Annotated in this window: 18 protein-coding genes and 1 tRNA gene; 11 read left to right on the top strand and 8 right to left on the bottom strand. The window is 51.9% G+C overall.

Features of this window, described 5'->3' with window-relative positions:
• Positions 1-183 precede the first annotated feature (183 nt).
• The gene (locus GEOBRER4_RS08050) at positions 184-501 is read right to left on the bottom strand and encodes a nucleotidyltransferase domain-containing protein (RefSeq protein WP_085813077.1); all 318 of its coding nucleotides are present in this window, start codon (positions 499-501) and stop codon (positions 184-186) included.
• Positions 483-881, bottom strand: coding sequence for an HI0074 family nucleotidyltransferase substrate-binding subunit (locus GEOBRER4_RS08045; protein ID WP_185244957.1), 399 nt, complete (start codon positions 879-881; stop codon positions 483-485). Before GEOBRER4_RS08045 ends, GEOBRER4_RS08050 begins: the two co-directional genes overlap by 19 nt.
• 339 nt (positions 882-1,220) lie before the next feature.
• Between GEOBRER4_RS08045 and GEOBRER4_RS08040 the strand changes: the two genes are divergently transcribed.
• From GEOBRER4_RS08040 to GEOBRER4_RS20355, 11 genes are all read left to right on the top strand, one after another.
• Complete coding sequence (locus GEOBRER4_RS08040) at positions 1,221-2,546, top strand: tyrosine-type recombinase/integrase (RefSeq protein WP_197971399.1); 1,326 nt, start codon at positions 1,221-1,223, stop codon at positions 2,544-2,546.
• A 161-nt stretch (positions 2,547-2,707) separates the two neighbouring features.
• The gene (locus GEOBRER4_RS08035) at positions 2,708-2,962 is read left to right on the top strand and encodes a hypothetical protein (RefSeq protein WP_185244956.1); all 255 of its coding nucleotides are present in this window, start codon (positions 2,708-2,710) and stop codon (positions 2,960-2,962) included.
• Between the two features lie 96 nt (positions 2,963-3,058).
• Complete coding sequence (locus GEOBRER4_RS08030) at positions 3,059-3,805, top strand: hypothetical protein (protein WP_185244955.1); 747 nt, start codon at positions 3,059-3,061, stop codon at positions 3,803-3,805.
• A gap of 134 nt (positions 3,806-3,939) precedes the next feature.
• Positions 3,940-4,140, top strand: a complete 201-nt coding sequence (locus GEOBRER4_RS08025) for a helix-turn-helix transcriptional regulator (RefSeq protein WP_185244954.1) — start codon at positions 3,940-3,942, stop codon at positions 4,138-4,140.
• A 3-nt stretch (positions 4,141-4,143) separates the two neighbouring features.
• Positions 4,144-4,404 carry a hypothetical protein gene (locus tag GEOBRER4_RS08020; protein ID WP_185244953.1) on the top strand — a complete coding sequence of 87 codons (261 nt, stop codon included), beginning with the start codon at positions 4,144-4,146 and terminating at the stop codon, positions 4,402-4,404.
• Positions 4,401-5,093 (top strand): Rha family transcriptional regulator, encoded by a 693-nt coding sequence (locus tag GEOBRER4_RS08015; RefSeq protein WP_185244952.1) that lies wholly within the window; start codon positions 4,401-4,403, stop codon positions 5,091-5,093. The genes GEOBRER4_RS08020 and GEOBRER4_RS08015 overlap by 4 nt, the downstream gene beginning before the upstream one ends.
• Before the next feature lie 8 nt (positions 5,094-5,101).
• Complete coding sequence (locus GEOBRER4_RS08010) at positions 5,102-5,536, top strand: hypothetical protein (RefSeq protein WP_185244951.1); 435 nt, start codon at positions 5,102-5,104, stop codon at positions 5,534-5,536.
• A 277-nt stretch (positions 5,537-5,813) separates the two neighbouring features.
• Positions 5,814-5,987 carry a hypothetical protein gene (locus tag GEOBRER4_RS08005; protein WP_185244950.1) on the top strand — a complete coding sequence of 58 codons (174 nt, stop codon included), beginning with the start codon at positions 5,814-5,816 and terminating at the stop codon, positions 5,985-5,987.
• 228 nt (positions 5,988-6,215) lie between these two features.
• Positions 6,216-6,515 (top strand): hypothetical protein, encoded by a 300-nt coding sequence (locus GEOBRER4_RS08000; protein WP_185244949.1) that lies wholly within the window; start codon positions 6,216-6,218, stop codon positions 6,513-6,515.
• Between the two features lie 166 nt (positions 6,516-6,681).
• A complete protein-coding gene (locus tag GEOBRER4_RS07995; protein ID WP_185244948.1) occupies positions 6,682-7,698 on the top strand; it encodes a B12-binding domain-containing radical SAM protein in 1,017 nt (338 codons plus the stop codon).
• 42 nt (positions 7,699-7,740) lie between these two features.
• Complete coding sequence (locus GEOBRER4_RS20355) at positions 7,741-7,941, top strand: HGGxSTG domain-containing protein (protein WP_404813881.1); 201 nt, start codon at positions 7,741-7,743, stop codon at positions 7,939-7,941.
• Positions 7,942-8,473: 532 nt separating this feature from the next.
• Here the strand turns inward: GEOBRER4_RS20355 and GEOBRER4_RS07990 are convergent.
• From GEOBRER4_RS07990 to surE, 6 genes are all read right to left on the bottom strand, one after another.
• Positions 8,474-8,806 carry a hypothetical protein gene (locus GEOBRER4_RS07990; RefSeq protein ID WP_185244947.1) on the bottom strand — a complete coding sequence of 111 codons (333 nt, stop codon included), beginning with the start codon at positions 8,804-8,806 and terminating at the stop codon, positions 8,474-8,476.
• Between the two features lie 293 nt (positions 8,807-9,099).
• Positions 9,100-9,176, bottom strand: a tRNA-Arg gene (locus GEOBRER4_RS07985).
• A 52-nt stretch (positions 9,177-9,228) separates the two neighbouring features.
• Positions 9,229-9,744, bottom strand: coding sequence for an adenine phosphoribosyltransferase (locus GEOBRER4_RS07980; RefSeq protein ID WP_085813079.1), 516 nt, complete (start codon positions 9,742-9,744; stop codon positions 9,229-9,231).
• A 15-nt stretch (positions 9,745-9,759) separates the two neighbouring features.
• Positions 9,760-10,761, bottom strand: a complete 1,002-nt coding sequence (locus GEOBRER4_RS07975) for a sigma-70 family RNA polymerase sigma factor (RefSeq protein ID WP_185244946.1) — start codon at positions 10,759-10,761, stop codon at positions 9,760-9,762.
• Positions 10,762-10,809: 48 nt separating this feature from the next.
• Positions 10,810-11,457, bottom strand: a complete 648-nt coding sequence (locus GEOBRER4_RS07970; RefSeq protein WP_085813081.1) for a protein-L-isoaspartate(D-aspartate) O-methyltransferase — start codon at positions 11,455-11,457, stop codon at positions 10,810-10,812.
• 59 nt (positions 11,458-11,516) lie between these two features.
• The gene (gene surE, locus GEOBRER4_RS07965) at positions 11,517-12,263 is read right to left on the bottom strand and encodes a 5'/3'-nucleotidase SurE (protein ID WP_185244945.1); all 747 of its coding nucleotides are present in this window, start codon (positions 12,261-12,263) and stop codon (positions 11,517-11,519) included.
• Positions 12,264-12,465: the final 202 nt, after the last annotated feature.

Genomic DNA, 12,465 nt, shown 5'->3' with positions numbered 1-12,465 from the left:
TACGGGATTCCCAAGAAGCGGAATTATTTACAGATTCCAATGCTAGCAGGAAAGACGTGGGGGGCAAGTCGGGAGGGACAGCTCAGTTTGAATGGAAGTGGTTAGACAGAAGAGCCAAAGCGAGGCACTACGTGCTTGTACTTTCTAATAATATGCCGAACCGGTCACGGTGGAAGCATCATATCATAGGGGATAGAACGCCTTGCCGTGTGCTAGAACCGTTTCTTTGAGTTTTTGCTGAGTCAACCTGTCAAGATGCAAAACATCAAGCTTGAAGACCAGTTCCAACTCATCCAGATCGCTCAGAACCCTGGCAAATTCGGTATCTTCCATGTTAGGCGCGATTACGGCAAGATCGATATCGGAGTAGGGTTTTTCGACGCCCTTAGCCCGTGAGCCGAAAATGAGCACGCGCTCGATCTTCGGATACTTGTCAAATACCCGGGCAAGGTCCAGATAGTGCCGCCGTGCCAGGCCGAAGATCAATCGTTCGTCTTCCATAAAAGTGCCTTTTGCGCCAACTGCTGAAACAGATACACGCCCTCCCCGACAACAAAGGCATAGACCTCTTCGGCTAACTCTTCGTTATAGGTATGACTGGTCATGTTGCGTATTTTCTGTAGGTCAGTCCAGGCATTGCCATCCTCAATAAAGCCAGCTTCAAGTGATGCCTGCATGGTTTCACGGGGAGTCTTTGCAAAGATATCTTCCTGCTCCAATCGCAGCTTCAGCATTTTCCAGGCCAGTTCATGGGTGAACTCAAAACGCTGGATCACTGAGTCCCTTACGAATTCATCTTTGGGCTGGCCTGTAGCCTTTTCAAGTTGACCAAGGGCCTTAAGGTAGTCGGAGATCCTTTCGCCCAATCGTTCGATGTCCATAGTCCCCCCATTGTCAACGAAAAGCATATGCTAAGACTGTGATTCAGTAAAGACAGTTATATTTCTAAAACGAAAAATGGGTCACGGCATACTTGCCGTGACCCATTGATTTTTATTGGCGTCCCCGAGACGATTCGAACGTCCGACCCCTTCCTTAAGAGTAAACATATACTATCCATTCAAACGGTTTCAGCCCTCCCCTATCATTACCACAATTCTTTCTTAATAGCTTGACACAACAGATGTTTAGCTGTAAATGTATATTCAGCCTGTTTCATAGAAACTCACCCAAGCCCCATCAAAAACGGCAACAAAACGGCAACAGAAAGAGGCAACAACATGGCTGACATGCTGACAGATCTTTTCGTTAAGGGACTGAAGCCGGGAGAGAAGGAATACACGAGGCGGGAAAAGGGCGGTTTCGGCGTCCGTGTCCATCCTGGCGGTCGCAAGACGTTCTTCTATCTCTACCGCGTAGACGGCCACCGCCGTTTCTTGAACTTGGGCGACTATCCTGCCACTAGCCTAAAAGCCGCACGTATGGAGTACGAAGAGGCTCGTGCCAAAATAAAGGCGATAAAGGCTGGAAGGAATGATATTGTTGATCCCTTAGAGGTCAGGAAAACGAAAGCCGCCGAACGGGAAGAGAGACGAGCCGCCCACACTGTTAAGGAGCTCGTCAAGGAGTACCTAGAAAAGCACGCAGTCAACAAGCGGTCAGGGAAGGCCGATGAACGGCTGTTGAATGTTGAGATTGTTCCCGAATGGGGGCACCGGAAGGCAGAGGACATCAAGAAGCGAGACATCATACTTTTGCTTGAAAGCATCATTGAGCGTGGTGCGCCTGCCATGAGCAATCAAGTGCTGAAGATCACCCGCAAGATGTTCAACTTCGCAGTTGAGCGGGACATCCTCCCCCACTCCCCTTTTGCTGGCGTAAAGGCCCTAGCACCAAACAAGAGCCGGGAGCGGGCGCTTACTGAAGCTGAGATAAAGACGCTTTGGGCTACCATAGATAATGCCGCCATAAGCGACGATATCAGGCGGGCGATCAAACTGGTGTTGGTGACAGGACAGCGCCCTGGCGAGATAGCAGGCATGCACAGCGCCGAGATTGAAGGCCAATGGTGGACGATCCCTGCCGGGAGAGCCAAGAATGGCATGGAGCATCGGGTTTACCTTACCGCCAGCGCTCTTGAACTAATCGGACCGCTTACAGCAATTGACGAGGAAACCGGAGAAGAAGTGGCGAAGGGGAATATCTTCCCCTGCCCTCATAAGAAGAAAAACAAGCCCATTGAAGCCCACGCCCTAGCTGTCGCCGTCCGTCGCAATCTCAACTGGCCATTGCTCGACAAGGGCGGGAAACCCCTTTATGACAAAGAGGGGAACCACGCCACAGAAAACCGGCTAGGAGTCGACCAGTTCACCCCGCACGACCTTAGGCGGACCGCTGCCACTTTCATGGCCTCTATGGGCTTTATGGACGAGGTTATTGATGCAGTGTTAAGCCACAAAAAGCAGGGCATCATAAAAACCTACAACCGCCATAAATACGACCGGGAAAAGCAACAGGCGCTAGAGTCTTGGGAGCGCAAACTAAAAGCGATCACCGCCAGCAAAGAGAGCAATGTGATACCGATGAAGCGGAAAGTACGAAACTAAAAAAGGGGGGGGCTATGGAAGGAAACTGGCTATGGGGTCCATTTATCGCTTGTGTAGTTTACAGTCTGTATGCCATTGACAAACGACTGGAGAAAATTATCGATCTGCTTTTTGACATCAAGCAGGGATACAGAGACTGACTATTTCACAGGAGGGTGGAAATGAGTATCGACAGCAAAAGTTTTTTTGAAAGCACTGGTCACAACTTGGTTACACGCACGCAGCGGGTTTCGAATGGTGTATGGTTCCTGCAAAGCCTGCTAGCGGACAATCCACGCCGTGAGCTTGATAACGCAGAGTTCGCCGGTCTTGAGGCTATTCTTGAGGGATTGCAACACTCCTTAGACGTTGCAGTAGATGAATATCGTGGCGATGAAGCCCTTGCTTCAGAAAAAAGAAAACTGCAAGCAGTGTAATTGCGGTTTCGCGGGATAGGCCGACGGGCCGACAAGCCGCCTTTCCTGGGGCGGTTTCCCGCGATCATCTATCAGGGCGCTGCAGGAGGCGTTTTAGTGGACTTCCCAGAATACAAAGCCAGAATAGTGGGTTTTCACCGAATTTTAATGTTCTTGTGGATGATTCAGGAGAATAACTATCCTTTAAGCGATCTACAGAAGAAAAGGCTGGTTCAGGAATTCGTGCCTCTTCTAAGGCAGTGGTGCTCTTCTCCTCAAGAAAGTGATTATTTGCCCCACGTCGAATTGTCAGTTGCAACCTATTTGGAAATATATAGGACAAACAACGATCCAGACACTGCTTTAGAAGACACTCCATTTGTGCCGGATAATCTTAGTACGTTGACACCGGGAGTCTTAAAAAGTCTAAAACATGTAGACCTAATGGGTGACATTGACACTTTGACACGCCAAGCTGAAGTTGTTAAACAGGAGATAATAGCCCACGGAAAAGTTATGCGCGTTTTGTTTGATTATAGCAACGAACTTAATGGTGAAAAACCTCCTCTACTAAGCTTAGTTAAGGACTTCATAAGAGATAAAAATGGTAAAATTCTTTACCCATTCGAATACTGGCGTGACTGCGTTGAAGTTTGGATGAAAAAATTCTTCCACAATCACAGCAATGAACGAATAGCAAAAGAATTTAACTTCAGCACCAGTTCAAGTGGCACCTTAAGAGCAAGGCAAAAGCTGGTTTCAGATATGTTGTCTGAGGTAAATGATCTAATTGATCTTTTAAAGAGTAACAAATTCCCGCCAAAGATTCTTAGTGGAACGAAACAGCCGAGCGTAAAAGGATGATAAATGAAGAACCTTTAAATTATCATGATATTTATGCAAGCTGTTGAAATAGCAGCTATCGCAAAGAAAACCTCCTGTGTAGAGTTGAACCAACGGTTGCGCAACCGAAACAACTCTCTTTTGGAGGTTTTTTTATGCCTACCAGCATTGCACCGGAAATCATTCGGCCCAAGCATCTCCCCGCTGTAGTTGGTTTGTCGAGGACGTCAATCTGGCGGCTCGAAAGGTCTGGATCCTTCCCTAAACGCATACGCCTGTCCGCTGGGGCTGTTGGTTACCACCGTCACGAAGTTGATGAATGGCTCGCTAGCCGTCAGACCGTGACGGAGGGCTAGAACATGCCGACATCGACAAAGACAATCACAATAACTGACCGCAATGAAGCCAAATTCCTCCTTGCCTTAGGCTTTCCGTGGACTCCTGCCCCACAAGACTCCTGCACGCTAAATTTTGAGTTTGAAGCGACAGAGGATCTATTTGAAGCCCGCCGCGCATACTCCCTCAATCAACCCTGTCCCGTTCTCTCCTTTATCGCGGCAAGCCGCACCATAGACAAGTTGATCTATGAACACCGGCAGGCAAAGGGGGGACGGCAATGAATGAGATCGTGACCTTGCAGCACCGGCAGGCAGTAACCAGCAGCCTGACGGTAGCCAATGTATTCCGAAAGCAACACAAGGACGTGATACGCGCCATTGACAATTTAGTTGCGGATCTTGAGAACGAGGGGATTTCGCAGCGCAATTTTGCGCCACGAGAATACACCGACGAGCGCGGAAAGACGTGGCCAATGTACGAAATGAATCGCGATGGCTTCAGCCTTCTAGCAATGGGGTTCACTGGGAAGAAGGCGCTGGGATTCAAACTAAAATACATCGACGCCTTCAACCACATGGAGCGGTTGCTACTGAACCAGCAAAACCTCTCATGGCAGGAGCAGCGAGATGGCAACAAGATCGGACGCAGGGCAGAAACAGACGCGCTTGCCGAGTTCGTGGACTACGCCACCGCTCAAGGTAGCCAATCGGCGCGGTTCTACTATGCCAACGTAACAAACATGACGTACAAGGCGCTAAACCTCGTTAAGCAGTCGGGGCCTCAGAGCCTGAGGGATTCAATCGATACAATGCAGCTTTCCTTCTTGACCTCTGCTGAATATCTGATTCGCGATGTCATGCAAACAGGGATGGCGGCGGGGATACAGTACAGAGACATTTTCCAGCAGGCAAAAGACGCCGTAACCGCTTATGCCGCTACCTTGCCAGGGCAGCGCCTTCTAAGGGCATAGGGGGCGGCGTGGGGAAGAAATCAAGAGATGGCAACAGATTCAAACTACCACCGTTTACCCCTCTACTAAACGAAGAGATGGACTCTAAAGCCTTTTCCGAGCTTTCAGGTAGCGCCGTCAAGGTCTTGATGTGGTTCAAGCGCACAGACGGGAAGTTAAGGCGGCTGGATGCCCTAGGTTACAGCGGCGTGTTTGACTTCACCTATACGGAAGCCGAGCGGCGAGGATTCGCAAGGCGTACATTCTCCCGCGCAATAGAGGAACTGGGCAAGAGCGGCTTTGTGGAAATTGTATCCGTTGGCGGTCTTAGAGGCGCAGGGCGGTCCAACTCCAAGTACAAGCTGTCGAAGAGGTGGTTGCTGTACGAGGTGCAACCAAAGCCTAAGGGTGAATGGCGAAGGCACCCCACCGAACCACCGGCAGCAGTACCGTGGAGCAGCTAAAAGAACTGCAGTAAAGATGGCATATATATGTACAGTTCATTTTTGGCTACTGTCGAAGGTGCTGATTTAGCCCCTACAAGTTCAAAAATGGCCCACTGCTACCCCCTTACCATAGTCAAAAGTGAACCTGTAGAACCTTTTACCGTAGCCAAAAATGAACTTGGGAATAATACGGCGAAATGCCGCCAAGCCTAAGATGTCACGCAGGAGGGAAGAAAGAACATATGTCAAGGAATGAACTGTGAGCGGCGGTACGGCCATGCAAATACGAGTTGTAGTGAAGATCCACGGCAATCCTGCTGTGCAGGTCATGGCAGCAGAGGGAGTCTCAGACAGCAGCCTTGCTTTGCTGCTTGAAGATGCCCTGCTTGATCTTCGCTGGCGCGTCCTCGAACCGGCAGAGGCGACCTTCCCTAAAAACGAAAAGAACTGCGAACAACCCACCGCCTAAGGGCGTACAGGGGGAACTCTGCCCTTAATGCAGTTGACACCAAAAACGTGAGATAGCTACGGCTTTATTCAAAGGAGAGTACATGAGATTGACGCCTATCAAATCCATTCGCCAGAAATGCCTCGACTGTTGCTGCGACCAAATAAAAGATGTGCGGGAATGTAACATCAAACACTGCGCCCTTCACCCCTACCGGATGGGACGGCGGCAAGCCAAGCAGGGGGGCGAATGACAACAGCAAAAAGGAATCGGCAGCGCGGCAAGGAGAACGAGAAGGTTCTAGCGAAGATAATGAACGGCGACCGCAAAGGGCTTTTGGGTGGGGAGGATATATCGGCGGGGCCTTGGAGCATAGAGGCTAAAAGCCGCGTTAAATCCACAGCTCACACCTTCATGAGCCAGGCCGTAAGGAACTGCCCCAACGGAAAAGCGCCTATGGTGATAATCCACCTCCACAACAGCCGCAGAGATAACGACCTTGTTTGCGTGCGGTTGTCTGATTGGCGCGAAATGTACGGCAACCTTTAACCACAAACTCACAGAGGGTAACAATTTGGACTTTGCAAAGGTTAACATTTCCGCCGGTCCGTTTAGTCGTTGCCATAAAGTCCTTCTGGTTTATGGCACCCCATATAGTGCGAGCAATTTGTGGAGCGACGTTCCACGGACTAGGTATCACTTGGGGGCGGCACAGTTGAGCGCGATCTTGAAGCAGCGCGGCATAATGGCCCGTTTGCACTTCATCCAAGATTGGACCGATGTTGAACTGCAACGCTTGCGGCGGGTTATCGAGGATGAGCATATCGATTTCGTCTGTTTCTCCGTCGTAAGTGAGGACACGTTTGAATCGACCCTGCCTTTCATGGAGTCGGCGCGGAATATGGGGCGCGTGGTTATCCTGGGCGGGTCTTATCTGCGGTTCTTTAACGAGGTCCCCGACACCCCAGCCCATTACACCTGCAGAGGTGACGGCGAAACACTGCCGGAATTCATTTTACATGGGGATACGGGGCTGTTTGACCGCGCTTTGCTGACAGAGGATATCGATACCTTGCCCCTCATGGATTACGAGGCAATGCGTCCTTTTTTCCATCTATCTATGGCAGAAACGTTTACCCTGCCTTACCTTTCTAGCCGTGATTGCCCTTGGTCGTGCTCTTTCTGCGCTGAGAGTATCCACCCGCGAAAGAAGCCACGTATTAGGGCGAGGGTGAAGGAGGACATTGAATACCTTTACGGTAATGTTTTTCCCCGCCAAATTACAGGGGTGCATTTCCACGGTGATCTCCTGCCTTATTACAACCAAGAATGGCGTGAGTCTTGGGGTGATATTACCTTTCCATTCACAGCCTGTGTAAGAGGGGATATCGAACCGGATCTAGTGCGCTGGTTGTGTAGACGAGGTGCAAATAGGGTGCTGATTGGAGTTGAAGACGCAGACGAGGAATACCGGAACACGGTATTTAACAAACAGGTGACAGATAGGCAGCTTTTCGACTCCATACGGGAATTTCACAAGCATGGTGTATTTACCGAGCTTACTTTCATCGTCGGTGCGCCAGGGCAAGGTCCCGAATCACAGGACAGAGCACAAAAGCTAGTGAAAAAGATAGCGCGTCGGTGGCGCAGTAAGGCCCAAGCTGGTCTAAACTTCTGTCCCTACGGCAGCAACAGCAATTTAGGGCAAGAGCGCACAGGTACAAGAACCTGAATAAACCTGAATTTCGCAACCAGTAATGCGCAGGTGCGCGTCATGGGGTTCCCAATGGATAGAAAAGAGAAGGTGAAAGCAACATGCGGAGCGATGACGAGGCAGGGGATGCCGTGCAGAAACACACGCATTTACAAGAACGGACGCTGTAAGAACCACGGCGGGTTATCAACGGGGCCAAAGACGGCGGGAGGGAAGTTGAGGGCGCTTGCCAATCTGAAGAAAGCTGAATTATCAGCATAGTACGCGCAGGCGTGCGCGGGCGTTATGGGGTACGAGGTAAACAGTTAAAGAAAGCCGAAGATCAGCCCTATTTTCCGACATATAAAAAAGCGCCTCCAATTTTGGGGACGCTTTTTCTTATATCGAAAAACAGTTGTTGCAATAGAGAGGGTTTACTGTGCTGAATGTGATCGCACCTTTCGTGCTTTTTCTATGGCTGTTATCGGAAATTCTTGAACATCGTTAAACGGTTCGCACGACCTTTCTTCTATGAATGAAATGATATCTCCATCTTTAAGACGTGGTGTGTCCCGTCGTTCGCATATGAACAGAGAACCAGTAGCCGAATCTAACAAAAACAATGATTCTTTGATCTCAAACGTTTCATTCAGAATGTCGCTGTTTTGCCACCTACCTTGAAAAAGCTGATATCTGCCAATTTCTTGTTTTGGACTACTGGACCCAGATTTAGTTTCTGCGAATAGCAAACCGGTTGGAATCATGGCAACAATTACAATTAATATTGGGATAAATCTAAGCATGGGGATGCCCCTTAATATCCACGATAGATGCCGCGCGACGATCCGCCACCGTTACCATACAACCCGCCTGGATTGGAGTTAGTGTAGCCGGGGTTGCCATACGTCCTAGTATTGTAGTCGGGAGTTCGGTCGTTGTAGGTGGGGGATGAAGTGCCTTCTCGCCCAGTGTAGGGATTTGTGTTGCCTCTTACGCTGTAATTATTGTTGTAGGAGTTGTCCGGTGAGGATCTGGTGTATCCATTTACATATGTGCCGTCTTGCCTCGTGTAGCCTCTAACATAACCATCAGCAAAGACAAGGCCAGGGACCAACGAGAACGCAACAAAGGCCACAAACGCTTTCACGATTCCTCCTTTTAAGTACTTTAAAGAAATGATGTATCACTGATGAGGGACGATACACTAAAGAGCTTTAAAAAGCATGCCCACAACTGACCACAGTTCCCCACTTAGGTTGTAGTTATGAATTGTGACTGTCACCGCAGAGATTTGGAAAAGGGGCGGTGATGGGTAGCGGAGACACTAAACAAGGATATGCAATGCCCTAAGCAAAACTACAAACGGCAACGAAACGGCAACAAATTGCACTTTGCAAAAAGAAAAGGGTCACAGCAAAAGCTGCAACCCTTTGATTTCTTTGGCGTCCCCGAGACGATTCGAACGTCCGACCCCTTCCTTAGGAGGGAAGTGCTCTATCCTGCTGAGCTACGGGGACAAGGTCAGACGACCTATATACAATACCGCCGTCTGTTTGGCAAGAAGTTTTATTAGAACTTGAGCAGGGAGAACACTTTACCTTCAGGAAGCTTCTTCGCCCCCTCCAGGAATTCGAGCTCTGCCATGAAGCAGCACTCGACCAACTCGACGTCCATGCTGTTGATCAAATCTACGACCGCAGCCATGGTGCCGCCGGTGGCCAATAGGTCGTCAGCGATCAACACGCGATCGCCCTTGTTGAAGGCGTCGGTATGGATCTCCAGGGTGTCGGTACCGTATTCGAGGGCATACGTCTTGCTGATGGTCTTGGACGGAAGCTTCCCGGGCTTGCGCACCAGTACGATCCCGGCGCCGAGCTTGTACGCGAGCGCCGCGCCGATGATGAAACCGCGCGCCTCGACGCCCACCACCTTGTCTATCTTCTGCCCCACGTACCGGTGCGACAGGAGGTCGACCATGCGCTGGAACGATTGGGCATCGCCTAAGAGCGTGGTGATGTCCTTGAAAAGTATCCCCTTCTTGGGGAAGTCCGGGATGTTCCTGATGATGCTTTTCAGATCTTCCATTTATCCTGCCGCTCCTTATGTGCCTGTAGTTGTCGGGGGGACAGCCGCGCGTCCCATGATGTCGGTAGCTTCCACTATCTTTCTCAGCTTCTCCAGAGATTTCGCCTCGATCTGCCGGATCCTCTCGCGGGTCACGCCGAAGCTGCGCCCTATGGTGTCGAGGGTCTGGGGATCCTTGTCGTCGAGACCGAAACGAAGCGTAAGGATCTTCTTCTCCGCGTCGGAGAGGGTCTCGAACCACTTGGAGACCAGCTCGTACTTGTTGAGGTCTTCCAAAAGCACGGCCGGCGATATGGTTGAGGTGTCCTCTATGGTGTCGATCAAGAAGTAATCGTTGTTCTCACCCATGGGGCGCTCGATGGAATAGGTCTTCTTCAAGAGGACCATGAGTCTGCGCACGTAGGTGACGTTCACATCCAGCGTGTCGGCGACTTCCTTGATGGTCGGCTCGCGGTTCATCTTCTGCACCAGTTCGCGCGTCACCCTGAGCATCTTGTTGATGTCGTCGGAGACGTGCACCGGGAGGCGGATGGTGCGGGACTGGTTCACCAGCGCGCGCTCGATGGACTGCCTGATCCACCATGTGGCGTAGGTCGAGAAGCGGCACTCTTTGGAGAGCTTGAAGCGCTCCACCGCCTTGATGAGCCCCATGTTCCCTTCTTCGATCAGATCCAGGAAGGGGAGCCCGCGGTTTATGTATCGCTTGGCGATCTTCACCACCAGGCGGAGGTTGGAGACGATCATCCGGTCCCGGGCGGCCTTGTCGCCCAGGTCGATGCGCGCCGCAAGCTCCTTCTCTTCGTCGGCGGTGAGAAGCTTGGTCTTCTGGATTTCCCGCAGGTAGAGCTTGATGGCGTCGTCGAAATGCTCCACCACCGCGGCCTTGATTTCCTCTTCCTCGACCTCGGCAGGCTCGTCGACTTCAGCCTCGACTTCCTCCAGTTCGAGTGCATCCGGGTCCTGCTCGGCGTCCATGAAAAGAGGTTCCTTCTCCTCTAAAAGCTCGTCGTTTTCCATGCAAGACTCCTTTAGCAAAGCTTTGAGATGGTGTGTCGGCAACCTTTGCTACTGCTCGTCATTCCAACCGTTTTTTCCGATAAGCCTTACGAAGCGGCAGTCGTCGCACTCTTCCGTGGCCACGCTGCCGTCCATTCCCTTTGTCACCAGCAAGAGCCTCTGGTCGATCCTGTCGCCCACAGGGATCACCAGCCTGCCGCCCGGGGCAAGCTGCTGAACCAGGCAGTCGGGGAGATGCGGAGCGCCGGCGGTGACCAGGATGGCGTCGAAAGGTGCCTCCTCGGGCCACCCCTCGGTTCCGTCCCCTATCTTCAGATTTACGTTCAAAAGCCTGAGGCTGTCGAGCGCTTTGCGCGCCTTGAGGGCCAGCGGGCGGATGCGCTCCACCGTGCAGACCCGGTCGGCGAGTGTCGCGAGTACCGCGGCCTGGTAGCCGGAACCGGTCCCTAACTCCAGCACCTTTTCGCGCCCGGAAAGCTCCAAGAGCTGCGTCATCTTCGCCACTATGTACGGCTGCGAGATGGTCTGTTTTTCTCCGATGGGCAGCGAGCCGTCGCTGTAGGCCTGAGCAGACATGGCCTCTTCAACGAATATGTGTCTCGGAATCTCCAGCATGGCGCCCAGCACCCGCTGGTCGGTGATGCCGCGCTTCACCAGCTCGGCCACCATTCTCTTGCGTGCAACAGCAGAATTCATTTCCCCCCCGATCTCAAGCAGCGGGGAAATATAACAAAAGGAGCTCTAAAAGTCCAGCATCACGGCAGTTCCCAGCTCTTCAGCATCTCGATGGTTGCATGGTTCGTGAGATCGATGTGCAAGGGCGATATAGATACATGCCCCCTGGAAACGGCATGATAATCGGTGCCGGGAATATCCTCGAAGCTCAGATCGGTGGTGCCGATCCAGTAGTAGTTCCTGCCGCGGGGATCGACCTTGTCTACTATGGTCCCCTCGTAACTGCGCTTTCCCTGGCAGGTGATGAGCGGCGGCAGGAGTTTTTCCGCTGGGAGATCAGGCACGTTCACGTTGAGATAGGTGTCGCGCGGCAGCCCTTTTTCGTGCACCGTCAGGGCAAGCCTTGCGGCGCAGGCGGCAGCGGCCTCGAAATGCTCCCCTCCCGAGCGGGTCACTAGGGAGACGGCGATGGCGGGAATACCCATCAAGGTCGCCTCCAGCGCCGCCGCCACGGTGCCGGAATAGGTGACGTCGTCCGCTATGTTGGCGCCGCGGTTGACCCCGGAGATGACGAGGTCCGGGCGGAACGACAAAAGGCTGTGGATGCCAAGGTTGACGCAGTCGGTAGGGGTTCCCTCGACGGCGAAGACGTTGGTGCCGATACGGGCCGCTCTCAGCGGGCGATGCAGGGTGAGCGCATGGGATACGGCGCTTTGTTCGCGGTCCGGGGCCACTACCACCACTTCTGCCACCTCGGAAACCATCTTGATCAACGCGGCGAGACCTGGAGAATGCACACCGTCGTCGTTGGTAAGGAGAATCTTCACTTTGAAACCCCCTCGCTAAGTCAAAAGCTGCAAAACATCAGTAAAAGGCCCAGCGTCCCGCTCGCCTGCTTCCTCTTTGGGTGAGAGAAGAAGAATTTTAGCATATTTTAATATACAGCAGGGGCTTATTTAAAATCAACCCTCGCACGCGGATGACGCGGATCAAAAGCCCGATAACTTCAGATTAAACGAAAACCCTGCT

The organism is Citrifermentans bremense (assembly GCF_014218275.1).
Taxonomy (GTDB): Bacteria; Desulfobacterota; Desulfuromonadia; order Geobacterales; family Geobacteraceae; genus Geomonas; species Geomonas pelophila.
The sequence above is the reverse complement of the archived record's forward strand: the minus strand, read 5'-3'. Positions and strand labels throughout refer to the sequence as shown.